27 protein-coding genes, 1 tRNA gene and 1 riboswitch are annotated in these 23311 nt (G+C 71.4%); of the genes, 20 read left to right on the top strand and 8 right to left on the bottom strand.

Features of this window, described 5'->3' with window-relative positions; translation table 11 throughout:
- The coding region (locus HN013_RS13190; RefSeq protein ID WP_171166268.1) for an RDD family protein at nt 1-997 on the top strand (997 nt) is incomplete at its 5' end.
- A gap of 69 nt (nt 998-1066) precedes the next feature.
- Nucleotides 1067-1747 carry an RDD family protein gene (locus HN013_RS13185; protein WP_171166267.1) on the top strand — a complete coding sequence of 227 codons (681 nt, stop codon included), beginning with the start codon at nt 1067-1069 and terminating at the stop codon, nt 1745-1747.
- Here the strand turns inward: HN013_RS13185 and HN013_RS13180 are convergent.
- Nucleotides 1733-2002: a hypothetical protein gene (locus tag HN013_RS13180; protein ID WP_171166266.1), complete on the bottom strand. Its 270-nt coding sequence runs from the start codon at nt 2000-2002 to the stop codon at nt 1733-1735. The two genes, HN013_RS13185 and HN013_RS13180, sit on opposite strands and share 15 nt — an antisense overlap.
- A 434-nt stretch (nt 2003-2436) precedes the next feature.
- Here HN013_RS13180 and HN013_RS13175 point away from each other — a divergent pair, with 434 nt between their 5' ends.
- A complete protein-coding gene (locus tag HN013_RS13175; protein WP_171166265.1) occupies nt 2437-2766 on the top strand; it encodes a hypothetical protein in 330 nt (109 codons plus the stop codon).
- A gap of 82 nt (nt 2767-2848) precedes the next feature.
- On the opposite strand, the gene HN013_RS13170 is transcribed toward HN013_RS13175, so the two are convergent.
- Complete coding sequence (locus HN013_RS13170) at nt 2849-3436, bottom strand: isochorismatase family protein (RefSeq protein ID WP_171166264.1); 588 nt, start codon at nt 3434-3436, stop codon at nt 2849-2851.
- 214 nt (nt 3437-3650) lie between these two features.
- The gene (locus tag HN013_RS13165; protein WP_171166263.1) at nt 3651-4979 is read right to left on the bottom strand and encodes a nicotinate phosphoribosyltransferase; all 1329 of its coding nucleotides are present in this window, start codon (nt 4977-4979) and stop codon (nt 3651-3653) included.
- A gap of 170 nt (nt 4980-5149) precedes the next feature.
- On the opposite strand from HN013_RS13165, the gene clpS reads away from it, so the two are divergent.
- The 8 genes from clpS (at nt 5150) to HN013_RS13125 (ending at nt 11195) form a co-directional block, all read left to right on the top strand.
- Nucleotides 5150-5452: an ATP-dependent Clp protease adapter ClpS gene (clpS, locus tag HN013_RS13160; protein WP_004951066.1), complete on the top strand. Its 303-nt coding sequence runs from the start codon at nt 5150-5152 to the stop codon at nt 5450-5452.
- Nucleotides 5452-6060 (top strand): DUF2017 domain-containing protein, encoded by a 609-nt coding sequence (locus tag HN013_RS13155; protein ID WP_171166262.1) that lies wholly within the window; start codon nt 5452-5454, stop codon nt 6058-6060. Before clpS ends, HN013_RS13155 begins: the two co-directional genes overlap by 1 nt.
- A gap of 349 nt (nt 6061-6409) precedes the next feature.
- Nucleotides 6410-7885 carry an amino acid permease gene (locus HN013_RS13150; RefSeq protein ID WP_171166261.1) on the top strand — a complete coding sequence of 492 codons (1476 nt, stop codon included), beginning with the start codon at nt 6410-6412 and terminating at the stop codon, nt 7883-7885.
- 161 nt (nt 7886-8046) lie between these two features.
- Nucleotides 8047-8469 (top strand): Mov34/MPN/PAD-1 family protein, encoded by a 423-nt coding sequence (locus HN013_RS13145; RefSeq protein WP_171166260.1) that lies wholly within the window; start codon nt 8047-8049, stop codon nt 8467-8469.
- A 130-nt stretch (nt 8470-8599) separates the two neighbouring features.
- Nucleotides 8600-8938: a MoaD/ThiS family protein gene (locus tag HN013_RS13140; RefSeq protein ID WP_171166259.1), complete on the top strand. Its 339-nt coding sequence runs from the start codon at nt 8600-8602 to the stop codon at nt 8936-8938.
- Nucleotides 8939-8940: 2 nt separating this feature from the next.
- Entirely contained in the window at nt 8941-9891 is a 951-nt protein-coding gene (locus tag HN013_RS13135) for a PLP-dependent cysteine synthase family protein (RefSeq protein WP_171166258.1), read from the top strand.
- Between the two features lie 89 nt (nt 9892-9980).
- Nucleotides 9981-10100: a hypothetical protein gene (locus HN013_RS34125; RefSeq protein ID WP_398979472.1), complete on the top strand. Its 120-nt coding sequence runs from the start codon at nt 9981-9983 to the stop codon at nt 10098-10100.
- A gap of 342 nt (nt 10101-10442) precedes the next feature.
- A complete protein-coding gene (locus HN013_RS13125) occupies nt 10443-11195 on the top strand; it encodes an MBL fold metallo-hydrolase (RefSeq protein WP_171166256.1) in 753 nt (250 codons plus the stop codon).
- Nucleotides 11196-11431: 236 nt separating this feature from the next.
- On the opposite strand, the gene HN013_RS13120 is transcribed toward HN013_RS13125, so the two are convergent.
- Entirely contained in the window at nt 11432-12820 is a 1389-nt protein-coding gene (locus HN013_RS13120) for a PTS transporter subunit EIIC (protein WP_171166255.1), read from the bottom strand.
- A 209-nt stretch (nt 12821-13029) separates the two neighbouring features.
- Entirely contained in the window at nt 13030-14340 is a 1311-nt protein-coding gene (locus tag HN013_RS13115; RefSeq protein ID WP_171166254.1) for a PTS transporter subunit EIIC, read from the bottom strand.
- Between the two features lie 96 nt (nt 14341-14436).
- Here HN013_RS13115 and HN013_RS13110 point away from each other — a divergent pair, with 96 nt between their 5' ends.
- From HN013_RS13110 to rdgB, 4 genes are all read left to right on the top strand, one after another.
- Nucleotides 14437-14766: a glucose PTS transporter subunit EIIB gene (locus HN013_RS13110; RefSeq protein WP_171166296.1), complete on the top strand. Its 330-nt coding sequence runs from the start codon at nt 14437-14439 to the stop codon at nt 14764-14766.
- A gap of 113 nt (nt 14767-14879) precedes the next feature.
- Entirely contained in the window at nt 14880-15611 is a 732-nt protein-coding gene (gene rph, locus HN013_RS13105) for a ribonuclease PH (protein WP_171166253.1), read from the top strand.
- 80 nt (nt 15612-15691) lie between these two features.
- On the top strand, nt 15692-16108 hold the full coding sequence (locus HN013_RS13100; RefSeq protein ID WP_171166252.1) for a hypothetical protein: 417 nt from the start codon (nt 15692-15694) through the stop codon (nt 16106-16108).
- 48 nt (nt 16109-16156) lie between these two features.
- The gene (rdgB, locus tag HN013_RS13095) at nt 16157-16759 is read left to right on the top strand and encodes an RdgB/HAM1 family non-canonical purine NTP pyrophosphatase (protein ID WP_171166251.1); all 603 of its coding nucleotides are present in this window, start codon (nt 16157-16159) and stop codon (nt 16757-16759) included.
- A 63-nt stretch (nt 16760-16822) separates the two neighbouring features.
- Here rdgB and HN013_RS13090 read toward each other — a convergent pair.
- A tRNA-Leu gene (locus tag HN013_RS13090) sits at nt 16823-16895 on the bottom strand.
- A 391-nt stretch (nt 16896-17286) separates the two neighbouring features.
- Between HN013_RS13090 and HN013_RS13085 the strand changes: the two genes are divergently transcribed.
- Both HN013_RS13085 and HN013_RS13080 read left to right on the top strand, forming a co-directional pair.
- Nucleotides 17287-17820 (top strand): hypothetical protein, encoded by a 534-nt coding sequence (locus HN013_RS13085; RefSeq protein WP_171166250.1) that lies wholly within the window; start codon nt 17287-17289, stop codon nt 17818-17820.
- Entirely contained in the window at nt 17820-19103 is a 1284-nt protein-coding gene (locus HN013_RS13080; protein WP_171166249.1) for a HAMP domain-containing sensor histidine kinase, read from the top strand. The genes HN013_RS13085 and HN013_RS13080 overlap by 1 nt, the downstream gene beginning before the upstream one ends.
- On the opposite strand, the gene bcp is transcribed toward HN013_RS13080, so the two are convergent.
- Entirely contained in the window at nt 19084-19551 is a 468-nt protein-coding gene (gene bcp, locus HN013_RS13075; RefSeq protein ID WP_171166248.1) for a thioredoxin-dependent thiol peroxidase, read from the bottom strand. The two genes, HN013_RS13080 and bcp, sit on opposite strands and share 20 nt — an antisense overlap.
- 161 nt (nt 19552-19712) lie before the next feature.
- Between bcp and HN013_RS13070 the strand changes: the two genes are divergently transcribed.
- The 3 genes from HN013_RS13070 to HN013_RS13060 all read left to right on the top strand — a co-directional run bounded on the left by HN013_RS13070 (nt 19713) and on the right by HN013_RS13060 (nt 20927).
- Nucleotides 19713-20033, top strand: coding sequence for a DUF3618 domain-containing protein (locus tag HN013_RS13070; protein WP_171166247.1), 321 nt, complete (start codon nt 19713-19715; stop codon nt 20031-20033).
- Between the two features lie 170 nt (nt 20034-20203).
- Nucleotides 20204-20506, top strand: a complete 303-nt coding sequence (locus HN013_RS13065; RefSeq protein ID WP_087930644.1) for a co-chaperone GroES — start codon at nt 20204-20206, stop codon at nt 20504-20506.
- A 3-nt stretch (nt 20507-20509) separates the two neighbouring features.
- A riboswitch (guanidine-III (ykkC-III) riboswitch) is annotated at nt 20510-20575 on the top strand.
- A gap of 31 nt (nt 20576-20606) precedes the next feature.
- Nucleotides 20607-20927, top strand: coding sequence for a multidrug efflux SMR transporter (locus HN013_RS13060; protein WP_171166246.1), 321 nt, complete (start codon nt 20607-20609; stop codon nt 20925-20927).
- A gap of 73 nt (nt 20928-21000) precedes the next feature.
- On the opposite strand, the gene HN013_RS13055 is transcribed toward HN013_RS13060, so the two are convergent.
- Nucleotides 21001-23283: a transglycosylase domain-containing protein gene (locus HN013_RS13055; RefSeq protein ID WP_171166245.1), complete on the bottom strand. Its 2283-nt coding sequence runs from the start codon at nt 23281-23283 to the stop codon at nt 21001-21003.
- Nucleotides 23284-23311: the final 28 nt, after the last annotated feature.

Raw genomic sequence — 23311 nt, 5'->3', positions numbered from 1 at the left:
GACGGACGTGCCGGAGCGGCGGGCCGACGAGGCGTGGCACCGGGAGCCGGAGCCGGCACCCCGTCCCGCCGCGGCGCAGCCGCCGCCGCGGCAGGCCCCGGAGCCCGGACGGCCGCAGCCGTACGCGGCCGGGCCCCAGCCGTCCTACGGCGCCTGGGCGCCGTCGGGGCAGCGGCCCGCCCACCAGGACCGGCCGCAGACCCAGGGGCCCCAGCAGGCTGGACAGCCCCAGTCGCCTCGACAGCCCCAGCAGCGGCATCAACCCCAGCAGCCGCACCAGCCCCTGCCCGCCCAACAGCCCCTGCCCTCCCAGCAACCCCAGCCCGTCCGTCAGCCGTCCACCCAGCAGTCGCCCCCGGCCCAACAGCCGCCCCCCGCCCAACAGCCCCTCCCCGCCCAGCAGTCCGTACCGGCGCAGCAGCCCCCGGCCACCCGGGAGCCGGCGGCCCCCGCCCCCTGGAAGCCGCCGCCCGCCGAGGACCCGTTCCTGCGCGCGGCCCGGCAGGAGGGCCGGCCCGCGGGGCTCGGCCGGCGCCTCGCGGCCCGGCTGGTGGACACGGTCGTCCTCGGCGGCGCGGTGGCCGCCGTCGCCCTGCCGCTGTGGACCAAGTCCGTCAGCCACATCGACGAGAAGGTGGACCAGGCCAAGCGCTCCGGGGAGACCGTCACCATCTGGCTGCTCGACGGCACCACCGGCACCTATCTCGCCGTCGTCGTCGCCGCCCTGCTGCTCGGCGGCGTGCTCTACGAGGTGCTGCCGACCGCCACCTGGGGGCGCACGCTGGGCAAGAAGCTCTTCGGCGTACGGGTCCTGGGCATCGAGTCGCACGACACCGCGGCCTTCGGCGCCGCGCTGCGCCGCTGGCTCGTGTACAGCCTGCTGGGCGTCGCCGTCGTCGGCGTGCTCAACGTGGTGTGGTGCCTGTTCGACCGCCCCTGGCGGCAGTGCTGGCACGACAAGGCGGCCCGCACCTTCGTGGCCGCGGGCAAGGGCTGACGGACCGGCCGCAACTCGAACGGCATACGGTCGGATGCGGCGGCCCGCCCGCCGGGGTGTACTCGGGCCATGAGCACGGACCAGCCGCAGGACAACGACCCGTTCGGCAAGAAGCCGCCGGACGACCTCCCGCCGTACGGGGGAGCGCCCGGCGGCGGCCCGCCCGCCGGCGGCCCCTACGGGGGCGGCCAGTACGGCGGCGGACCGCGCCCCGGCGGCCCGTACGACGCCGGGGGCCCGCCCCCGCCCGGCGGTCCGGGCAACCCCTACGGGGACGGGCGCGGCGCCGCCGATCCACTGGCGGGCATGCCGCCGCTCGCGAGCCGCTTCAAACGGCTGATCGCCCGGGTCATCGACTTCCTGATCGTCTTCGTCCCCGTCAGCCTGATCTACTCGGCGTTCGTCTGGGGCCACTGGGACCCGGCGGAGGACAACGCCAAGAACACCGGGCTGAGCGTCCTCGTCGCGATCGTCTACTTCATCTATGAGGGCCTGATGCTGACGGCCCGTGGGCAGACGGTCGGCAAGATGGTGCTGCAGATCCGCGTCGCGGTGCTGGAGAACGGCGCGGTGCCGCAGAACGGCCCGGGCTGGATCCGGGCCGCGGTCTACTGCCTGCCGTGGATCGTGCCCTGCTGTGGACCGATCTTCTGGCTGATCAATGTGTTGTGGTGCACCTGGGACAAGCCCTACCAGCAGTGCATCCACGACAAGGCGGCCAAGACCGTGGTGGTCTCAGCCGTGCAGTGAGTGCTCGCCGACGCGGGCGCCCGCGGTCCGTGCCCCGGCGCGCTGCCGCACCGGGGTGTCCGCCGCCGCGGGCCGTGGACTCCGGCGCGGGCCGGGTACGACCGCCGCCACGAGCAGGCCGAGCGCCAGCGCGCCCAGGGCGACGACGGCGACCCCGGCGGCCGAACTCGTCCGCGACAGCAGCAGCATGACGAGGGTCGAGAGAACAACGGTGGCCGAGCCGTAAACGATCTGTGCTGACGTCGGACGCGGCATGACGGGATCCGTCCTCGGGGGGGATGGTGGGGTGCAGAGCCGACAGGTACGTACCACAACAAGACTCTACGGTCCTCTCTGCCCTGGGGGAACGGCCGGTAAGCACGCCCTTGCCCACCGTCCCGAGGCGTGAGAGGCGTACGGAGCGGACGGCCCGTCCGGGTGGTGGGACGAACGCGCCCGCGCGCTCGTCCGCCGGAGGCGCCCCACTGCTGACACGTCCGCCCCGCCCGGCCTGTGGGCCGGTCGGTGCCGGGCCGGGCGCCGAGCCCGCAAGATCACTCAGGTTTTTGTGAATACGCAGGTCAGCAGCGTTTTCCTGGATTTGCCTGGCAAGGTGACGCCGATCGAGGTTGGATGCGTATGAGGCGTTCTCTTATTGACACCGGTACGGGCCGATGCGGGCGCGGAGTGCTTTACGGAGGGTGATGCGGATGGCCGGCGGCGGATTCGTCAAGCTCCCGGACGGCAGTGTGATCGTTGCCCTGTCGCTGCCCAGCCCGCCCGGGGGCGGCGCGCTGCCCGGGACGCGGGTACGGGTCCTGGTGCACGCGAGGAACCGCCAGCGCGCGCTGACGCGGGTGCGGAATCTGGGGCTCCGTGCGGTCTATCTGCGGGGGAACAGCGAGCCGCCGACCCCGGACGAGGTGAGCGCGGCCCTGCACCACCCGGAGGGGCTGGTGTGGCGGTCGGCGCCGGAGGACGAGACGGAGTCGTGGCACCCGATAGGGCGGCTGCTGCGACGGCAGGCCGGGGCGGCGTGAGCCGGACGATCCGGCTCCGCGCGCTTCACGCCGGGTCCCGCGAACCGCGGCTCGGCGGCGTGCCCCCTTTCACCGCCCCCTCTCACCCCACGACCGGCTTGCCCACCAGCTCCACGCCCGCCCCGCGCAGCTCCTCCAGGGCGGCCTCCACGGTCTCCCGCGCCACGCCCGCCGTCAGGTCCAGCAGGACGGTCGTGACGAACCCCTGCCGGCGCGCGTCCAGCGCGGTCGCCCGGACGCAGTGGTCCGTGGCGAGGCCCACCACGTCCACCTCGGTCACCTCGCGGGCGTGCAGCCAGTCCGCCAGCCCGGCCCCGTTCTCGTCCGCGCCCTGGAAGGCGCTGTAGCCCGCCGCGTAGGCGCCCTTGTCGAAGACGGCGCCGATCGCGCCCGAGGCGATGGCGGGCGCCAGGTTGGGGTGGAAGCCGCTGCCCTCGGTGCCCGCCACGCAGTGGACGGGCCAGGAGTCGACGTAGTCCGGGCGCTCGGCGAAGTGGTCGCCCGGGTCGATGTGCATGTCGCGGGAGGCGACGATATGGGCGTAACCGGCGGTGGCCTCGCCCACCAGGTCGGTTATCGCCGCGGCCACGTCGGCGCCGCCGGCCACCGCGAGGGCGCCGCCCTCGCAGAAGTCGTTCTGCACGTCGACGATGATCAGTGCACGGTTCATGGCGCTCGATCCTTTACGGAAGGGCCCTCGGCCGACGGTGCGGAATCGACTGCTCCGGTGCGGGGTTCGCAGCCGGAGCCGCGACCGCTGCGATTCTGTTCGACTCTCTGTGACCGAGGGTAGTGAGTCCCCTGGGGCTGGGGGAGGGGCACAGGGGGCGGTCGGAGGTACGCGGCCGTCGCGTCGGTGGCGTACCCGACACGACGGCCGGAGGTCAGGCGTACTCCGTGGGCAGCACCGGCTCCCCCTTGGACAGCTGGGTGGCGGAGAGCGGCAGCCCGGCACGGGCGGCGATGTGCCGGTCCCGGGCCGCGTCCAGCGGCTCGCGGGCGACGACCTCGCCGCCCCGGACCAGCTCGACGAGCAGCTGCCGGTCCGCGAGCTCCTCCGGCACCGGGCCGGTGCCGACGACCTCGGCCTCGGCGACGCCGTCCGCGTCCACGCGCCGGGCGGCCCACTTGCGTCCGCCGACGGACATCTTCCCGCCCATGGACTTCTTGGCGACGGGCGTCAGCGGGGCGTCCGGATCCGCCGCGTCCGCGCGGGCGACCAGCTTGTAGACCATCGAGCAGGTGGGGTGGCCGCTCCCGGTCACCAGCTGGGTGCCGACCCCGTAGGCGTCCACGGGCGCGGCGGCCAGCGAGGCGATGGCGTACTCGTCCAGGTCGCTGGTGACCACGATCTTCGTCTTGCGCGCGCCGAGGTCGTCCAGCTGCTGGCGCACCCGGTGGGCGAGCAGCAGCAGGTCGCCGGAGTCGATGCGGACGGCGCCGAGCTCCGGTCCGGCGATCTCGACGGCCATCCGGACCGCGGTGGGCACGTCGTAGGTGTCGACGAGCAGCGTGGTCCCGCCGCCCAGCGAGTCGACCTGCGCGCGGAACGCGTCGCGTTCGCTGTCGTGCAGCAGTGTGAAGGCGTGCGCACTGGTGCCGACGGTCGGGATGTTGTAGCGGAAGCCGGCGGCGAGGTCGGAGGTGGTGGCGAAGCCGCCCACGTAGGCCGCGCGGGCCGCGGCGACGGCGGCCAGCTCGTGGGTCCGCCGGGCGCCCATCTCGATCAGCGGCCGGCCGCCCGCGGCCACGGCCATCCGCGAGGCGGCGGCGGCCACCGCCGAGTCGTGGTTGAGGATCGAGAGGATCACCGTCTCCAGCAGCACGCACTCGGCGAAGGTGCCCTCCACGCGCATGACCGGCGAGCCGGGGAAGTACACCTCGCCCTCGGGGTAGCCCCAGATGTCGCCGCGGAAGCGGTAGCCGGCGAGCCAGGCCAGGGTCGGTTCGTCCACGATCCCGCGGTCGGCGAGGAACTCCAGGACGCCCGGGTCGAAGCGGAAGTTCTCCACGGCGTCCAGGACCCGGCCGGTGCCGGCCACCACGCCGTACCGGCGGCCCTCGGGCAGCCGCCGGGTGAAGACCTCGAAGACCGAGCGCCGGTCGGCGGTTCCGGCCCGGAGCGCGGCCTGCACCATCGTGAGCTCGTACCGGTCGGTGAAGAGGGCCGTCGACGGCACAGCCACCGGCAGCCCCAGGTCCGCAGCGTTCACTTGGCCCTACCTCGCATTCCCGTTCTGACGTCCGGACGGATGCTACCGCGAATACTCGTCAGAGTGACGATTTCGGGGGGCCGTTTGTGCGCGGGAGCCCGCGAAGTGGCAGCATGGGAAGTGCGTGTGGACCGCCGTGTCCCGGCGGAGAAGCGAGGTGTGGAGCGGGCGTGAGTGTGGCACCTGTCGAGATCGAACGTCCGGAGACGGGCGAATCCCCCTTCGCCGTGGCCGAACCCGATGTTCCATGGGTGACCCTCGTCCACAACGACCCCGTGAACCTCATGAGCTATGTGACGTACGTCTTCCAGGCGTACTTCGGCTACTCCAAGGACAAGGCCCGCAAACTGATGCTCGACGTCCACCACAAGGGCCGCGCCACGGTCTCCAGCGGTTCGCGCGAGGAGATGGAGCGCGACGTGCAGGCGATGCACGGCTACGGCCTCTGGGCGACCCTGTCGCAGGACCGTTGATGGCCGGGCACTTCGAGCCGCTGCCCGGCGGCGGGGCGGCGATCGCCCTCGACGAGATCGAGATCTCCATCCTGCGCAGCCTGACCGTGCAGCTTCTTGAGCTGATCGGCCCCGAGAGCGGGCCCGCGGGCGCGGAGGACGAGGATCCGCTGGCGCGCCTCTTCGCGGAGGGCCCGAGCGAGCCCCCCGCCGACCCGGCCCTGGCCCGGCTCTTCCCGGACGCCTACGGCACCCCCGGCGCCGAGCAGGACGAGCAGGCCCGCGCGTACGCCGCCGAGTTCCGCCGCTACACCGAGACCGACCTGCGCGCCCGCAAGCGCGCGGACGGCATGGCCGTGGTCCGCTCACTGGACGGGCTCACGCCGTCGGACGGGCCCGGGGAGGGCGCGGCCGTGCTGCGGCTGTCGCCCGAGGGCTCCCGGCAGTGGCTGGGCACCCTCAACGATCTGCGGCTGACCATCGGCGCCCGGCTGGAGATCGCCGACGAGGACGAGAGCGACGCCCTCTTCCGGTTGCCGGACGAGGACCCCCGCAAGCCCATGGTGATGGCCTACCTGTGGCTCGGCGGCCTCCAGGAGACGCTGGTCGAGACGCTGGGCCCGCGCTAGATCCGCCCTTCCCGCGGCCTCGCCCCCACCCCCTCCGTACCTGATCACCCGAATGGACCCTGTCCGTTTTCCGGGTAATGGTGTCCGCATAACGATCGCATCACCGTGGTGCTGGGAAAGCCCACTGTTACGGGATTTGTCCCGCTTCACTTGTGGTGTAGGGCACATTCGAACTGGCGATCTACGTATTACCCGTGATAAATCTTCACGACCTGCCTCCACCGACGCCACCCATGTCGGGGAGCGGGAGCGCTCGGCCGACCGACCGTCGGCACGTGCAGGACTCCATCCGGGGGGATCGGAACCCGATCCGGAACATCCGGATCGGTATGGAGAAAGGCGTTCCACCATGACCTCTGAGCAGGTCGCGGACCGTGTCACCGGCGAGGCCGATGACCGGGACGGAAGCGGTGAGGCTTCCGAGGGTTACCAGCGGGGACTGGGCAACCGACAGATTCAGATGATCGCCATTGGTGGCGCCATCGGCACCGGGCTTTTCCTCGGCGCCGGCACGGCCATATCCAAGGCCGGACCGAGTCTCATCCTCGCGTACGCGATGGCGGGCCTCGTTATCTTCTTCATCATGCGGGCGCTCGGCGAGCTCCTCATGTACCGCCCGGTTTCGGGCTCTTTTTCCGACTACGCACGCGAGTTCCTCGGTCCCTTCTGGGGCTATGTGACCGGCTGGACGTACTGGCTCTTCTGGGTCGTCACCGGCATCACCGAGGTCACAGCGGCGGCCAAGTACGTCCAGTACTGGGACAAGGACATCCCCCAGTGGGCGTCCGCCCTGGTCTTCACGGCCATTCTCTACCTGGCCAACCTGATCTCCGTGAAGCTCTTCGGCGAGCTGGAGTTCTGGTTCTCCATGATCAAGGTCACCGCCATCATCGGCATGATCCTGATCGGTGTCGGCGTGATCACCCTCGGCTTCTCCGACGCCGGTGACACCGCCTCGTTCTCCCTGCTGTGGTCCGACGGCGGATTCTTCCCCAAGGGCATCGGCGGCACGCTGATGACGCTCCAGATCGTCATGTTCGCCTTCCTCGCCGTCGAGCTCGTCGGCGTCACCGCGGGCGAGGCGACCGACCCCAAGAAGACCCTGCCCAAGGCCATCAACACCGTGCCGTGGCGCATCGCCGTCTTCTACGTGGGCGCGCTCATCATCATCCTGTCGGTGGTCAGCTGGACCGTCTTCGAGCCGGGCGTCAGCCCCTTCGTCGCGGCCTTCGCCAAGATCGGCCTGCCGGCCGGTGCCGGAATCGTCAACTTCGTGGTGCTCACCGCGGCGTTGTCCTCCTGCAACTCCGGTATGTACTCCACCGGCCGTATGCTGCGCGACCTGGCCCTCAACGGCCAGGGCCCGAAGTTCTTCGCGGTCCTGAGCCCCCGCGGCCTGCCGCTGCGCGGCACCACGGTGTCCGCCGCGTTCATGCTCATCGGCGTGTGGATCAACTACCAGTGGCCCGGCAAGGCGTTCGAGTACGTCGTCTCCTTCGCCACCATCTCCGGTATGTGGGCCTGGATCATGATCCTCCTCGCCCAGCTCCGCTACCGCCGCAAGGCCGACCGGGGCGAGCTGCCGCAGTCCGAGTTCAAGGCGCCCGGAGCGCCCTGGACCAGCCTCTTCGCCCTCGCCTTCATCGGCATGGTGATCGTGCTGATGGGCATCGACAAGGACGCGCGGATCTCGCTGTACTGCGCGCCCGTCTGGGCCGCCCTCATGGTCGTGTCGTACTTCGTGCTCAAGTCCCGCAACCCGCAGGCGTTCGAGCGCAAGGACTACTCGACGGCCGTCGGCGCCAAGGTCGACCAGGCCGCCTGACAACCGGCACCGCGCCGGGCATCCGGGCCCGCCCCGCACCCTCCTCCCCCCTCGGTGCGCGGCGGGCCCGCCGCATGTCCGCGGCCGGGCCCCGCTCCTGTCGCATGGCGTCCGTCACGGTCCCCGCGGACGGCCGCCCGTACGGATCTATCCTGGCCCGCATGCTGACCATCACCCAGGACCTCCACGACCGGATCGTGGCGCACGCCCGCGCCGACCACCCCGACGAGGCGTGCGGCGTGGTCGCGGGACCGGCCGGCAGCGACCGTCCCGAGCGATTCGTGCCCATGCTCAACGCCGCCCGCTCGCCCACGTTCTACGAGTTCGACTCCACCGACCTGCTGAGGCTCTACCGCGAGCTGGACGACCGCGACGAGGAGCCGGTGGTCATCTACCACTCGCACACCGCCACCGAGGCGTACCCGTCCCGCACGGACGTCTCCTACGCCAACGAGCCGGGCGCCCACTACGTCCTGGTCTCCACGGCCGACACCGACGGCTCCGGGCCCTTCCAGTTCCGCTCGTTCAGGATCCTGGACGGCGAGATCACCGAGGAGGAGGTCCGGATCGTCGAGGCGTACTGACCGGTCCGACGGGTGAGACCGCTCGTCCCGTCCACTGGGACAAATGTGGGGGAGCTGTACAGGGAATCGATAGCATGCGCCCACGGTTGTCCCGCAGGAACCTCTCCGCACTCCGATGAGGAGCACATCCATGGCCATCGAGGTCCGCATCCCGACCATTCTCCGTACCCACACCGACGGCGAGAAGGCCGTCGAGGGCAGCGGCGCCACGATCGAAGAGCTCTTCAAGGACCTGGACACCCGGTACCCGGGCATCCGTGAGCGGGTGGTCGACGACGCGGCCGGGGGCGAGCTGCGCCGGTTCGTCAACGTCTACCTCAACGACGAGGACGTCCGCTTCCTCGCCGGGACCGCCACCGAACTGTCCGACGGCGACAGCGTCACCATTCTCCCGGCGGTCGCGGGAGGTGCTGCCGGGGCGAAGCCCCGTCCTCTCGGGGTGGTGGCGGGCGACGGGCGGGCTGTCTAGGCATGCGCTACGACAGCCCGCTGGCGGCGGTCGGCAACACCCCGCTCGTCCGGCTGCCCCGGCTGTCCCCCTCCGGGGACGTCCGGGTCTGGGCCAAGCTGGAGGACCGCAACCCCACCGGGTCCGTCAAGGACCGCCCCGCCCTGCACATGATCGAACAGGCGGAGAAGGCCGGCCGGCTGACCCCTGGCAGCACCATCCTGGAGCCCACGTCCGGCAACACGGGCATCTCGCTGGCCATGGCCGCCCGCCTCAAGGGCTATCGCATCGTCTGCGTCATGCCGGAGAACACCAGTGAGGAACGGCGTCAGCTGCTGGCCATGTGGGGCGCCGAGATCATCTCCTCGCCCGCGGCCGGGGGTTCGAACACGGCCGTGCGCGTCGCCAAGGAGCTCGCCGCCGAGCACCCCGACTGGGTGATGCTCTACCAGTACGGGAACCCCGACAACGCCGGCGCCCACTACGCCACGACCGGCCCGGAGATCCTCGCCGACCTCCCGGGGATCACCCACTTCGTGGCCGGGCTCGGCACCACCGGGACCCTGATGGGCGTCGGCCGCTACCTGCGCGAACACGTCCCCGGGGTACGGATCGTCGCCGCCGAACCGCGCTACGACGACCTGGTCTACGGGCTGCGCAACCTGGACGAGGGCTTCGTCCCCGAGCTCTACGACGAGACGGTCCTCACCACCCGCTACTCCGTCGGCTCCGAGGACGCCGTGCGCCGCACCCGTGAACTCCTCGCCGAGGAGGGCATCTTCGCGGGCATCTCCACCGGCGCCGTCCTGCACGCCGCGCTCGGCACCGCCCGCAAGGCCCAACGGGCCGGGGAACAGGCCGACATCGTCTTCGTCGTGGCCGACGGCGGCTGGAAGTACCTGTCCACCGGCGTCTACACCGCGCCCACCACCGAGGCCGCGGTGGCGGCGCTGCAAGGACAGCTCTGGGCCTGAGGCCCCGCCCGGGACCGCGGCGGGACGGCCGGAGAGACTGCCCCTACCGATGTTGGCGACCGGCTGACATCATCCCGTAGGAGACGCACATGAACTGTCCCGCATGCGGATCTTCGGACATGAGGCAACTCAACAATGGAAACTGGCAGTGCGGAAGCTGCGGCGCAGTCACGGCTGGATCGGGCTGCGTGGGATGCGCTCGCCCCTGAGACGCGGGAACGGCTGGCGTCCTTCATCTCGCCCGACGAGTTCACGGTGACGGCCGGCAGCGAGGAGTCCGCCGAGCGCTTCCGGCGCTTCATGGACACCCTCGACCGGGCCGAGAAGCACCGGCCGCTCTAGCCGTCCGCGGCCGTCCGCCGCCATGTACCTCCGGACCCCGTCCGTGCCCCTGGGGGCGCGGGCGGGGTTTCGCGCGCGGCGTCCGTCCTGGTGATTCCAGCCACACACCCACCCCGCGATGGAGCGGGCGCTCCGTTCCCGCCTTACCCTCGGACGCACCGCACGGTCCCCCGGCCCCCCGTCACCGGCCCACGGAGGTTCAGGCCCGCATGAAGCTCACCGTCGTCGGATGCGCGGGCTCGTTCCCGTCCACGGAATCCGCCTGTTCGAGCTACCTCGTGGAGGCCGACGGCTACCGGCTGCTCCTCGACATGGGCAACGGCGCCCTGGGCGAGCTCCAGCGCCACATCGGCCTCTACGACCTCGACGCCGTGCTCCTGTCCCACCTCCACCCCGACCACTGCATCGACATGTGCGGCTACTTCGTCGCCCGCTACTACCGGCACGAGGGCGGCCGGGCCGGCGCCATCCCCGTCCTCGGCCCCCTCGGCACCGAGCAGCGGCTCCTCACCGCCTACGGGGACGTGCCGCACGCCTCCTGCATGAGCGAGGTCTTCGACTTCCGCACCCTGGAGCCCGGCAGCTTCGCCCTGGGCCCCTTCACCGTCTTCACCGACCGCGTCAACCATCCCGTCGAGGCGTTCGCCTTCCGGGTGGAACACGGTGGCTCCGCCCTCGTCTACTCCGGCGACACCGGTCCCTGCGAGGCCCTCAACGCCCTCTCCAAGGACGCCGACCTCCTCCTCTGCGAAGCCTCCTTCACCCACGGCAAGGAGGACATCCCCGACCTCCACCTCAACGGCCTCGAAGCCGGCCACCTCGCCGCGGACTCCCGTGCCGGGCGCCTCGTCCTCACCCATATTCCGCCCTGGACGGATCCTCTGCGGAATCTGCGCGATGCGCGGTCGGTGTACGAGGGGCCTGCGGAGCTGGCCCGTGCGGGGGCGGTGTACGAGGTGTAGGTGCCCCGGTCCCGCCCCCCGAGCGCGCCTGCGGCGCACGTCCTCAAACTCCCCCAGAGGGGGCACCCCCAACGGGCTGACTTCAGCCCGTCCGGCGTTTGAGGACGCGCGCCGCAGGCGCGCTCGGGGGGTGTGGGGGCGCAGCCCCTGCAGGAAACGGTGAAAGGGCGGGACCGGGGCAAAGCAAAACCCCCGGGACCGCCAGGTCCCGGGGGCTCACCACCACTCCGCGAAGATCAGCGCTTCGCCTTGGCCGCAGGCTTCCGCTTCCCCTGCGCAGGCGCCTTCGCAGCCGGCTTCGCATCGGCCTTGACCTCGGCCTTCGCCTCCGCCTTCACCTCCACCTTCGCGGACTCCGCGAACTCCGGATCCACCTCGCGCCCCGGCGTCATCAAGTTGAACTTGGTGATCGCGAAGCGGAACACGAAGTAGTAGACCGCCGCGAAGCACAGACCCACGAGGATCAGCGCCCACGGCTTGCTCGCGATCCCCCAGTTGAGCACGAAGTCCAACGCACCGGCGGAGAAGCCGAAGCCGTCCTTCATACCGAGTGCCCACGTCAGGGCCAGCGAGACTCCGGTGAGCACCGCGTGGATCGCGTACAGCACCGGGGCGACGAACATGAAGGTGAACTCGATGGGCTCGGTGACACCGGTGACGAACGCGGTGAGCGCGAGGGAGCCCATCATGCCGCCGACGACCTTGCGGTTCTCGGGGCGGGCGCAGTGCACGATCGCCAGGCAGGCGGCAGGCAGCGCGAACATCATGATCGGGAAGAAGCCGGTCATGAACTGGCCGGCCGCCGGGTCGCCCTCAAGGAAGCGGGCGATGTCGCCGTGCTTGCCGTGGTAGTCACCGGCCTGCAACCACGGGAAGGAGTTGAGCAGGTGGTGCATGCCGACCGGGATCAGCGAGCGGTTGGCGACACCGAAGATGCCCGCACCTACGGCGCCGGAGCCGACGAGCCACTCGCCGAAGTTGTGCAGCCCCGTGCCCAGCACCGGCCAGATGAAGCCGAAGAGGATGCCGATGAGGAGACCTGCGAAGGCCGAGAGGATCGGGACCAGGCGGCGGCCGCCGAAGAAGCCCAGCCAGTCGGGGAGCTTCTTGCGGCTGTAACGCTGGTAGATGAGCGCCACGACCAGGCCCATGACCACACCGCCGAGGACACCGGCGTTGACCGGGGCCTCATTCATGACGATCTTGCCATCGACGACCGCGGCGACCTTCGGCAGGTTCTTGTCGGTGAAGGTGGCGAGCACCTCCTTGAAGACGAGGTAACCCGTCACGGCGGCCAGGGCGGTGGAGCCGTCGGACTTCTTCGCGAAGCCGATGGCCACACCGACGGCGAAGAGCAGCGCCATATTGCCGAGCAGCGCGTTGCCGCCCGCCGCCATATAGCCGGCGATTTTGGTGATGAACTCGGGGAACGAGTCACGGCCGAGCATGTCCTTGTTGCCGAGCCGGACGAGCAGCGCGGCGGCGGGCAGGACCGCGACCGGCAGCATGAGGCTGCGGCCGATGCGCTGCGCTATTGCCATGGCACCGGCGCCGCGCTTCTTCCGCTCCTTTTCCGGTGCCGCCTTTTCAGGCGCCGCCTTTGCCGCCTTGGCTGCCGTACTCATCGGATTCCTCCAGGTGAGGCGGGCGCTCAAGGGAAAGGGGGACGGCCCGCGATTTGGTCTACACCACTAGTGGTTTAGACCTGTTGTAGCACGTGAAGTGGGCGTAAAGGAATCTACCGAGGGCGGTGGGATGAGACACATAAGACTGATGGGGCGTTGTGTGACAAAGCCCCCGGTGGCTCCGGCTCCGGCCCCGGAGCCGCCCCGCCCTACTCCACCTTCTCGCGCTCCATCTCCCGCGACACCTCCGGCGGCTCCCGCCCCGGCGTCGGCAGGTCGAACCGCGTGATCGCGAAGCGGAACACCACGTAGTAGACGACGGCGAACCCGAGCCCGATCGGGATGATCAGCCACGGCCGGGTCGCCAGCCCCCAGTTGATGACGTAGTCGATGAGGCCGGCCGAGAAGCTGAAGCCGTCGTGGACGCCGAAGGCCCAGGACACGGCCATCGATACACCGGTGAGCACGGCGTGGAGCGCGTAGAGGGCGGGGGCGATGAAGAGGAACGAGTACTCGATCGGCTCCGTCACGCCGGTGACGAAGGAGGTCAGGGCCACCGAGAGCATCATGCCGCCGACCATTTTCCGGTTCTCGGGGCGGGCGGTGTGGGTGATGGCCAGGGCGGCCGCCGGGAGGGCGAACATCATGATGGGGAAGAAGCCGGTGGTGAACTGGCCGGCGGAGGGGTCGCCGGCGAGGAAGCGGTTGATGTCGCCGTGCACGACGGTCCCGTCCGGCTTGGTGAAGTCGCCGAACTGGAACCACATGAAGGTGTTCAGGAACTGGTGCAGCCCGACGACCAGCAGCGCCCGGTTGGCCACCCCGAAGACGCCCGCGCCGGTCTCGCCGAGGTCGGAGAGCCACTGGCTGAAGTCCGTGAGGGCGCGGCCGACCGGCGGCCAGACCCACAGGCAGACCACGGCGAAGAGGAGCGCGACGAAGGACATCATGATCGGGACGAGCCGGCGGCCGTTGAAGAAGCCGAGCCAGTCCACCAGCCGCACCCGGTGGAAGCGGACCCAGAACCAGGCGCTCAGCAGGCCGATCACGATGCCGCCGAAGACCCCGGGGTTCTGGAAGGAGGCGAGCGCCGTGGCGCCGGAGCCCGAGACACAGACCCCGCTCCACAGCCCCGCCCCGGAGAACTTCGCCGTCTGCGGGCAGTCCTCGGGGAACTGGTGCAGCACGGAGAAGTAGACGAGGAAGGCCACGACCGCGGCGAGCGCCGTTGAGCCGTCCGCCTTCTTGGCCATGCCGATGGCCACGCCCACGCAGAACAGCAGCGGCAGCCCGAGGGCCGAGTCGAGCAGCGCGCCGCCCGCCCCCGCGAAGACCTTGGCGACGTCGGTCCAGCCCAGGCCGTCCGCGCCGAAGACGTCCGGCTGTCCCAGCCGGTTGAGGATGCCGGCGGCCGGGAGCACCGCGATCGGCAGCTGGAGGCTGCGCCCCATCTTCTGCAGGCCCTGGAGGAAGCCGTGCCACGGCTTCCGCCGGGGCGGTGAGGTGGCCTCCGCACTCATCTGCGTCCTCCCGGCTGGCATACTGGTGTAGACCACTTAGGGGTGCGATTCCGGGCATCCGGAAGGCGGCGCCCGGTGGCCGCCATCATTCGCCAGATGACGGACATACGCCCACGTAATTGGTCTGAACGTGGGTTACCGTGGGAAAGCCGGTCGGCGGGACAGCCGAGGGCCGAGACAACAGGAGTGCACATGGCCAGCAAGGCAGAGAAGATCGTCGCCGGTCTCGGCGGGCTCGACAACATCGAGGAGATCGAGGGCTGCATCACCCGGCTCCGCACCGAGGTGAACGACCCGGCGCTGGTCGACGAGGCCGCACTCAAGGCCGCCGGCGCGCACGGCGTCGTGAAGATGGGCAACGCCATCCAGGTCGTCATCGGCACCGACGCGGACCCGATCGCCGCCGAGATCGAAGACATGATGTGAGAAGCGTGAAGTGAGCCGCTGAGCTCCCACGAAGGGCCCTGTTCCGGTCAGTGGCGCGGCGACCGCGCGCGAACCGGAACAGGGCCCTTCGTGATCCCGATAGGCTCATCACCATGTCTCGCATCGACGGCCGCACGCCCGACCAGCTCCGCCCCGTGACCATCCAGCGCGGCTGGAGCAAGCACGCAGAGGGCTCCGTCCTCGTCTCCTTCGGCGACACCAAGGTCCTCTGCACCGCCAGCGTCACCGAGGGCGTTCCCCGCTGGCGCAAGGGCAGCGGCGAGGGCTGGGTCACCGCCGAGTACGCGATGCTGCCCCGCGCCACCAACACCCGCGGCGACCGCGAGTCCGTCCGCGGCAAGATCGGCGGCCGCACCCACGAGATCTCCCGCCTCATCGGCCGCTCCCTGCGCGCCGTCATCGACTACAAGGCCCTCGGCGAGAACACCGTCGTCCTCGACTGCGACGTCCTCCAGGCCGACGGCGGCACCCGCACCGCCGCCATCACCGGCGCCTACGTCGCCCTCGCCGACGCCGTCGCCTGGGCGCAGCGCAAGAAGCTCGTCAAGCACGGCCGCCACCCCCTCACCGGCACCGTCTCCGCCGTGAGCGTCGGCATCGTCGACGGTGTCCCCCTCCTCGACCTCTGCTACGAGGAGGACGTCCGCGCCGAGACCGACATGAACGTCGTCTGCACCGGCGACGGCCGCTTCGTCGAGGTGCAGGGCACCGCCGAGGCCCAGCCCTTCGCCCGCGCCGAACTCGACGCCCTCCTCGATCTCGCGGTCAAGGGCTGCGCCGACCTCGACGCCGCCCAGCGAGCAGCGCTCGAAGGGACGATGTAGCTACCATTCAGGGGGGTACGGCGAGGGGTCCGTACCCCTGTGACCACCGGGCACCACGCCCACCGGAGGGGAACCGTCCCATGGCCTCGCGCCACCACCGCCCGCGCCGCGCCACCGCCGTCGCGGCCCTCGCCGCGGCGGCACTCGTCGTACCCGCCCTCGGCGCCTGCTCCAAGGCCCGGGCGGCCGCGGACTGCGCCGCCCTCGCGAAGAACCTCACCAAGGACGTCGAGGATCTGCGGCGCAACATCGACGACGACTCCAAGGACCCGCAGAGCGCCCAGGAGTTCATCGACAACATCAACCGGGACCTCGGCAAGCTCACCAAGCGGACCGACGACGACTCCCCGGGCGACTCGGACCTCAAGGACGCCATCGGCGAGATCACCGCCTCCGTCGACGACATCCAGGACAGCGTCGGCGACGGGGAACGCCCCGACGTCGGCTCCCTCACCAAGGCGGTGGGCTCCCTGACCACGGCCTGCGCGAAGAGCTGAGCGAACCGGGGCGGAGGGCGGAAGAGGCGGCGTGAATAATCGGGCCTCATGAAGCGCCTGATCCTCGCCACCCGCAACGCCCACAAGGTCACCGAGCTGCGCTCGATCCTCACCGGAGCCGGCCTCGACGTCGAACTCGTCGGGGCCGACGCCTACCCGGAGATCCCCGACGTCAAGGAGACCGGCGTCACCTTCGCCGAGAACGCCCTCCTCAAGGCGCACGCCCTGGCCCGCGCCACCGGCCTGCCCGCCGTGGCCGACGACTCCGGCCTCTGCGTGGACGTCCTCGGCGGCGCCCCCGGCATCTTCTCGGCCCGCTGGGCGGGCCGCCACGGCGACGACAAGGCCAACCTCGACCTCCTCCTCGCCCAGCTCTCCGACATCGCCGAGCCCCACCGCGCGGCCCACTTCGCCTGCGCTGCCGCCCTGGCCCTCCCGGACGGCACCGAGCGGGTGGTCGAGGGCCGGCTCCGCGGCACCCTCCGCCACGAGCCCGCCGGCACCGGCGGCTTCGGCTACGACCCCATCCTCCAGCCGGACGGCGAGGCCAGGACCTGCGCCGAACTGTCCGCCGACGAGAAGAACGCGATCAGCCACCGCGGCCAGGCGTTCCGCGCCCTGGTGCCCGTGGTGCGGGAGCTGCTGGGCTGAACCAGGGGGACGTACGACGACGGCCCGGCTCGCGGATGCTGCGAGCCGGGCCGTCGTTTCCGGTGCGCCCGGTCGGATTCGAACCGACAAACACGACCACCTAAAGATCGCCGCTCAGCCCTTGGCGTACGGACGCGCGTACCGCGCCTACTGTACTGGGCGAAGCGGCGCGGGGGAGAGGGGAGTCCGGCCGTCCCGCACCGGCCGCCGGCCCGCCGCCGGCCCGCCGCGGGCCCCGGCACCGGTCCCGGGTGACGGTGCGACAGCCCGGCCCACGCCCTCTTCGTCGGCCCTCTGTGCGACAGCGGCACACCCGTGGCCGAGCCGCTGTGCGGCGCGTCACTTCCGGCGCTCCGTCACGAACCGGGCGTCCGCCGGAGGGAACGCGACCTCCGATTTCCCCGTCCCTCACACCGGGGGAGAGCCAGGCGCACCCGCGCCGCCGCCCGTGCGAAGACCGACCGCCTTCGACCGACCGACCGCCCTCGACCGACCGCCGTCGAGGTCCGACCGAGGAAGAGAGTCCGATGACCGACCGTGCCGTGCCCCGTCGGCGGGTCAGCGTGCGCACCCTGGTGGCCTTCCTCGCCGGGGTGGCGCTGCTGACGCTCGGGGGCGTGTGGCTGGGACGGGGGGCGGACCGGGCGAGCGCCGTGTCCGAGGCGCCGAGGACGGCGGAGGCGCAGAAGGCGCAGCAGGACCGGACGACCGCCCCGGCCGTGGTGTCGCCGAAGCGGACGTCCGAGCTGCCCGGCGTACGGGACTGCGGGTACGGCGAGCTGCTGCTGGAGCCGAAGATCATCACGCTGAGCTGCGCCAACGGCGGTGCGGTGGCCAGCGACATCGAGTGGGACGAGTACCGGGGGGACACGGCCGAGGGGCAGGGAGTGGTGCAGGTGTCGAGCGGGGCGAACGGGTCGGCGCGCACCTCGTTCCCGGCGCGGCTGGTCCTGTCGCGGCCGCGCAAGGTCGACGGGATGCTGGCGTTCACGTCGGTCGACGTCATCTACACCGGTCTCACCCCGGCCGGGAAGACCACGGAAACGTACTCGATCGCGTGATGGGCATCCGTGGCCGGATCGCGCTGGCGATCTCCTCCGTCACCGCGTTGGCGGTCGTCCTGCTCGGGGTGGCCGTGCACCACATCTCGGGCCTGGAGCGGGACCGGCAGGCGCGGACGCAGCAGGACGAGCTGCTGAGCTCCGCCCTCCAGCTGTACCAGCGGGACGGGCAGGTGACGCTGAACGCGCAGCTGGACGACGCCGGGCTGCCGGCGCCGCTGGCCAAGGCCGTGGCGAGCGGGCGCTCGGGGACGTACATCAGCGGCGGGGAGGACCCCCGGGTGTGGGCGGCGACCGGGGTCGGCGCCGGCAAGGTGCTGTCGGTGTCGGCGTCGTACCCCAGGCGGGACCCGTTCCAGCGGGCGCTGGACTGGGCGCTGTTGGTGGCGGGCGCGGTGACCGTGGTGCTGATGGCCGTCGTGGGGTGGTTCGTGGCGCAGAGCCTGTCGCGGCGCCTGCGGCTGAGCGCGGCCGAGGCGCGCCGGATAGCGGCGGGCGAGGCGCCCGCCGCGGGCGGCTCCGGGCCGTCCGGCGGTGACGAGGTGGCCGAACTGGAGCGTTCGGTACGGGCGATGGCGACGGCGCTGGCGGCCCGGGTGGAGGCGGAACGGGAGTTCACGGCGGACGTGGCGCACGAGCTGCGGACGCCGGTGGCGGGCCTGGTGGCCTCGGCGGAACTGCTGCCGCACCCGCGCGCCGTGGAGATGGTGCAGGAGCGGGCGCAGACGCTGCGGGCCCTGGTGGAGGACCTGCTGGAGGTGTCACGGCTGGACGCCGGGGTGGAGAGCGCCCAGCTGGACGCGGTGGAGCTGCCGTCGCTGGTCCGGGGCGTCGTGAAGCGGGCGCGCGGGCAGCGCGGGGTGGACGACGTGGCGGTCGAGGTGGCCGGCGACGGCCGGATCGTGGCGACGGACGCGCGCCGGGTGGAGCGGATCCTGGTGAACATCCTGGCCAATGCCGCGAAGCACGGGAAGCCGCCGATCGAGGTGCGGGTGGAGGGCACCCGGATCGTGGTCCGGGACCACGGCAGCGGCTATCCGCCGGAGCTGGTGAGCCAGGGGCCGCGGCGGTTCCGCACGGCGGCGCCGGAGCGGGGCACGGGCCACGGGCTCGGGCTGACGATCGCGGTGGGCCAGGCGGCGGTGCTGGGCGCCCGGCTGGAGTTCGGCTCGGCGGAGGGCGGCGGGGCGCAGGCCGTCCTCGACCTGCCGGAGGCCGAGGACGTACTGGAGGACCGCCTCGTGGTGCGGGGCGAGGGGTCCGTCAGAGCCCCAGGTCCTTGATGATCTTCGCGACATGGCCGGTGGCCTTGACGTTGTAGAGGGCGCGCTCGACCTTGCCGTCCTCGTCGACGACGACGGTGGAGCGGATGACGCCGGTCACCGTCTTGCCGTAGAGCTTCTTCTCGCCGAAGGCGCCGTACGCCTCCAGGACCTTCTTCTCGGGGTCGCCGACGAGGGTGACCTTCAGCTCCTCCTGCTCGCGGAACTTCGCGAGCTTCTCCGGCTTGTCCGGGGAGACGCCGATGACCTCGTAGCCGTGCCCGGCGAGGAATTCGAGGTTGTCGGTGAAGTCGCACGCCTGCTTGGTGCAGCCGGGGGTGAGGGCGGCCGGGTAGAAGTAGACGATGACCTTGCGGCCCTTGTGGTCGGCGAGGGAGACGGGCCGGCCGTCGGCGTCGGGGAGGGTGAAGGCGGGCGCGGTGTCGCCGGGCTGGAGTCGCTCGCTCATGGTTCTCCTGCGTTCGTGGTGGTGGGCGGGTCTGCCGGTCCCCGAGCCTAACGACCGGGGAGCGGGCCCCACCGGGGGTGCCATGGGGCGCCCCGCCGAGTGAACTGACAGACTGTTGTCATCACTCGTCATCACTCTTATGAGACTACGGAGGCAGCGCGGTGCCGGAAGCCAGGACCCCTGCGCAGATCGAGGCGGACATCGCCCGCAGGCGCAGTGAGCTCGCCGTGACCCTCGACGAGATCGGTGTGCGGATGCACCCGAGCACGATCATCGGCGACGTGAAGGCGAAGGCGGCCTCGAAGGTGGATCACACCCTCGGGCGGGCCTGTGCGATCGCGAATCGCGTCGTCTCCGACGTGCGGTCGCAGTTCATGACGGACGAGGGGGTGCCCCGCCTGGAGCGGATCGTTCCGGCGGCGATGGTGGCCGTCGGCGTGGTCGGGCTGCTGACGGTCTCCTCGCGCCGCCGCAAGGCGTAGCGCCCACCGCCCGTCGCGAACAGTGACGGGCGGTGCATGGCGGGTGGTGGTACGGGGGCGGTGCCGGGCCCGGTGACCGGGCTTCTGCCGGTGTGGTCTCACGGGCGCGCCGGGGCGGGTACGGTCGTGGCGTGCGTACGAACACGACCCACGACAAGCTGCCCATCCGGATGCTGCACGACCGGGTGCTGGTGCGGACCGACATTCCCGAGGGCGAGCGCCGGTCCACCGGCGGCATCGTCATCCCGGCGACGGCGGCGGTGGGCCGCAGGCTGGCCTGGGCGGAGGTCGTGGCCGTCGGGCAGAGCGTACGCACCGTGGAGCCCGGTGACCGGGTGCTCTACGACCCCGAGGACCGCGCGGAGGTCGAGGTCCGCGGCGTGGCCTACGTCCTGATGCGCGAGCGGGACCTGCACGCGGTGGCGGCGGAGCGGCTGGAGGGGTCGGACGACTCCACGGGGCTCTACCTCTAGCCCGTTTGCTACCGTCGGGAGGGAACCCGACGAGACGCGCCGTACCGGGTCAGGACAAGACGACGCACCCCTGGAGAAGCGATTCCACGGAGGTGCCGTCATGGCATGGATCCTGCTCGTCGTCGCCGGCCTGCTGGAGGTCGGCTGGTCCGTCGGTATGAAGTACACCGACGGCTTCACCCGGCTCTGGCCGAGCGTCTTCACGGTCGTGGGCATCGTGGCCAGCATGGTCCTGCTCTCGCGGGCCGCCAGGACGCTGCCGATCGGCACCGCCTACGGGGTGTGGGTCGGCATCGGGGCGGCGGGCGCGGCCGTGCTCGGGATGGTGGTGCTGGACGAGCCGGCCACCGCGGCCCGGATCTTCTTCGTCGCGCTGCTGCTGGTGGCCGTGGTCGGCCTGAAGGCGACGTCCGGGCACTGAGGCACTGAGACATACGGGATGCGGGAGCGCCCCGGCCCCTTCCCGGGGCCGGGGCGCTCTCGCACCGATGGCGCTAGTAGTCGTAGCCCAGCAGATCGTGGTGCTCCCCCGTCCGCCCCTCACGTCCGGGGTTGGGCCCCAGCGTGATGATCGGCAGTGAGGGCGGGCCCGACGGGGTCGGGGGCTCCGGCGGGAACGACGGCCGTACGGGCCGGGACGGCGGCGCCGTCGTCGGGGGCGTGCGCGGCGGCGCGGAGGTGGCCGGCGGGGCGCTGGTGGGCGGCTCGGGGGGCGCGGAGGTGGCCGGCGGCTCCGGGGGCGGGCTGTTCGCGCCCTGCTGGAGTTCGAGGTCGAAGTCCCGGACCGGGGTGCCCTCCAGGGCTTCCGCGGTGTACGTGGCCCAGATCTGGGCGGGGTACCCGCCACCGTTGATGCGGGGCAGCCCCGTGGCCCCGTACAGCGGCTTCTGCTCGCCGCTGTCGGAGTCCTGGCCCATGACGGCGACGACGGTGGCCAGGTCGGGGGTGTACCCCGCGAACCAGGCGGCCTTGTCCTCCTCGGCGGTGCCGGTCTTGCCGGCCGACGGCCGGCCCGAGCCGCGGGCGGCGGCGCCCGTGCCGCCCGGGCTCTCGACCACGCTCTGCAGGACGGACGTGGTGGTGTCGGCCGCCTCCCGCGGGACGGCCTGCTTGCGGTCCTCACGGTCGGGCAGCTGGAGGGTCTCGGCGCCCTTGGTGGCCTTCTCGACGAGCGTGTAGGGGCCGTGCCGCCCGTGATTGGCGAGGGTGGCGTACGCCTGGGCCATGTCCAGGACGCTGGCGGTGGCCGGGCCGAGGGCGATCGAGGGGGAGGCGGTCAGGTCGGGGGTCTTCGCGGGGACGCCGAGCGCCACGGCGGTGGCCTTGACCCGTGAGGGGCCGACGTCCTCGGCCATCTGCGCGTAGACGGCGTTGACCGACAGGTCGGTGGCCTTGGTGACGGTGATGGGCCCGTAGCTGCGGTCGTCCTCGTTGGAGGGCGCGTAGCCGACGGGCCCGTCGGGGCCCTGGACGGGCCGCTTGTCGGTGCCGTCGTAGACCGTGAACGGGGTGATGGGCCGGCCCTGCTGGGTGGTGGAGTCGTTCTGCACGGCCGAGGTGAAGACGAACGGCTTGAAGGTGGAACCCACCTGGTAGTCGCGGCGCGTGGCGTTGTTGACGTACTGCTTGGTGTAGTCGATGCCGCCGTAGAGGGCGACCACCTTGCCGGTCTTCGGGTCGACGGAGGCGCCTCCGGCCCGGACGTAGGAGTCCGTCTTCCGGTCGTCGCTGAGCTGGTCCATCAGCTCGGACTTCACCGCGTCGACGAAGGCGTCCTGCTTCTCGCGGTCGATGGTGGTGGTGATCCGGTAGCCGCCGGCGGCCAGCGTCTGCTCGTCGACGATCTTGTTGCCGGTGAGGTAGTCCTTGACCGCCTCGACGAGGTAGCCGCGCTGGCCGGACATGCCGAGCCGCGGCTTGCTCTTGCCGGGCGCCGGGAACCGGACCTCGGCGCGCTCGGCGGGGGTGAGCCACTTCTTCTTGACCATGCCGTCGAGGACGTAGTTCCAGCGGGCCGTGGCGCGCGGCCTGTTCTCCGGGTGGGCCCCGACGTCGTAGGCGCTGGGCGCGTTGAGCAGGGTGGCGAGGTAGGCGCCCTGGGCGACGTCGAGCTTGTCGGAGTCCTTGCCGTAGTACGCCTGCGCGGCGGCCTGGATGCCGTAGGCGTTGCGGCCGAAGTAGCTGGTGTTGAGGTAGCCCTCAAGGATGTCGTCCTTGCTGGACTCGCGGTCCAGCTTGATGGCGATGAAGAACTCCTTCACCTTGCGGCTGATGGTCTGTTCCTGGCCCAAGTAATAGTTTTTGACATACTGCTGGGTGATTGTGGAACCGGATTGCTTGCCCTTGCCGGTGACGGTGTTCCACGCCGCGCGGACCATCGCCTCGGGGTTCACGGCGGACTCCCCGTAGAAGTCGCGGTCCTCGGCGGCGAGCACCGCGTGCTGGACGTCCTTGGGGATCCGGCTGAGCGGCACGCTCTCCCGGTTGACCTCGCCGTCGCGGGCGAGCTGGCTGCCGTCCGCGTAGAGGAAGACGTTGCTCTCGGCGGTCGCCGCCTTGTTGGCGGCCGGGATGTCGACCAGGGTGTACCCGGCGATCAGACCACCCGCGAGGAGGAGGACGACCAGCAGGAATGCGCCGAGCACCATGCGCCAGGTGGGCAACAGCCGACGCCAGCCGGTGCGCTTGCGGGGACGGGCGGCATCGCCTCTGGGGGCCCAGCCCGGCGGGCCGGCACCCCTGCCGCGGGTGCGTTGCTGTGACTGCTCGTCGCTCATCTTTCCCGGAACTCCTCGGCCCGTCCGT

Source organism: Streptomyces sp. I05A-00742 (assembly GCF_013055795.1).
Taxonomy (GTDB): Bacteria; Actinomycetota; Actinomycetes; order Streptomycetales; family Streptomycetaceae; genus Streptomyces.
The sequence above is the reverse complement of the archived record's forward strand: the minus strand, read 5'-3'. Positions and strand labels throughout refer to the sequence as shown.

Excerpts from the sequence above, each read along its gene's own strand:
- HN013_RS13185 (WP_171166267.1), top strand. The coding sequence starts at position 1,067 with ATGAGCACGGACCAGCCGCAGGACAACGACCCGTTCGGCAAGAAGCCG.
- HN013_RS13180 (WP_171166266.1), bottom strand. The coding sequence starts at position 2,002 with ATGCCGCGTCCGACGTCAGCACAGATCGTTTACGGCTCGGCCACCGTT.
- HN013_RS13175 (WP_171166265.1), top strand. The coding sequence starts at position 2,437 with ATGGCCGGCGGCGGATTCGTCAAGCTCCCGGACGGCAGTGTGATCGTT.
- HN013_RS13170 (WP_171166264.1), bottom strand. The coding sequence starts at position 3,436 with ATGAACCGTGCACTGATCATCGTCGACGTGCAGAACGACTTCTGCGAG.
- HN013_RS13155 (WP_171166262.1), top strand. The coding sequence starts at position 5,452 with ATGGCCGGGCACTTCGAGCCGCTGCCCGGCGGCGGGGCGGCGATCGCC.
- HN013_RS13150 (WP_171166261.1), top strand. The coding sequence starts at position 6,410 with ATGACCTCTGAGCAGGTCGCGGACCGTGTCACCGGCGAGGCCGATGAC.
- HN013_RS13145 (WP_171166260.1), top strand. The coding sequence starts at position 8,047 with ATGCTGACCATCACCCAGGACCTCCACGACCGGATCGTGGCGCACGCC.
- HN013_RS13140 (WP_171166259.1), top strand. The coding sequence starts at position 8,600 with ATGGCCATCGAGGTCCGCATCCCGACCATTCTCCGTACCCACACCGAC.
- HN013_RS13135 (WP_171166258.1), top strand. The coding sequence starts at position 8,941 with ATGCGCTACGACAGCCCGCTGGCGGCGGTCGGCAACACCCCGCTCGTC.
- HN013_RS34125 (WP_398979472.1), top strand. The coding sequence starts at position 9,981 with ATGAACTGTCCCGCATGCGGATCTTCGGACATGAGGCAACTCAACAAT.
- HN013_RS13125 (WP_171166256.1), top strand. The coding sequence starts at position 10,443 with ATGAAGCTCACCGTCGTCGGATGCGCGGGCTCGTTCCCGTCCACGGAA.
- HN013_RS13120 (WP_171166255.1), bottom strand. The coding sequence starts at position 12,820 with ATGAGTACGGCAGCCAAGGCGGCAAAGGCGGCGCCTGAAAAGGCGGCA.
- HN013_RS13115 (WP_171166254.1), bottom strand. The coding sequence starts at position 14,340 with ATGAGTGCGGAGGCCACCTCACCGCCCCGGCGGAAGCCGTGGCACGGC.
- HN013_RS13110 (WP_171166296.1), top strand. The coding sequence starts at position 14,437 with ATGACGGACATACGCCCACGTAATTGGTCTGAACGTGGGTTACCGTGG.
- rph (WP_171166253.1), top strand. The coding sequence starts at position 14,880 with ATGTCTCGCATCGACGGCCGCACGCCCGACCAGCTCCGCCCCGTGACC.
- HN013_RS13100 (WP_171166252.1), top strand. The coding sequence starts at position 15,692 with ATGGCCTCGCGCCACCACCGCCCGCGCCGCGCCACCGCCGTCGCGGCC.
- rdgB (WP_171166251.1), top strand. The coding sequence starts at position 16,157 with ATGAAGCGCCTGATCCTCGCCACCCGCAACGCCCACAAGGTCACCGAG.
- HN013_RS13085 (WP_171166250.1), top strand. The coding sequence starts at position 17,287 with ATGACCGACCGTGCCGTGCCCCGTCGGCGGGTCAGCGTGCGCACCCTG.
- HN013_RS13080 (WP_171166249.1), top strand. The coding sequence starts at position 17,820 with ATGGGCATCCGTGGCCGGATCGCGCTGGCGATCTCCTCCGTCACCGCG.
- bcp (WP_171166248.1), bottom strand. The coding sequence starts at position 19,551 with ATGAGCGAGCGACTCCAGCCCGGCGACACCGCGCCCGCCTTCACCCTC.
- HN013_RS13065 (WP_087930644.1), top strand. The coding sequence starts at position 20,204 with ATGCTGCACGACCGGGTGCTGGTGCGGACCGACATTCCCGAGGGCGAG.
- HN013_RS13060 (WP_171166246.1), top strand. The coding sequence starts at position 20,607 with ATGGCATGGATCCTGCTCGTCGTCGCCGGCCTGCTGGAGGTCGGCTGG.
- HN013_RS13055 (WP_171166245.1), bottom strand. The coding sequence starts at position 23,283 with ATGAGCGACGAGCAGTCACAGCAACGCACCCGCGGCAGGGGTGCCGGC.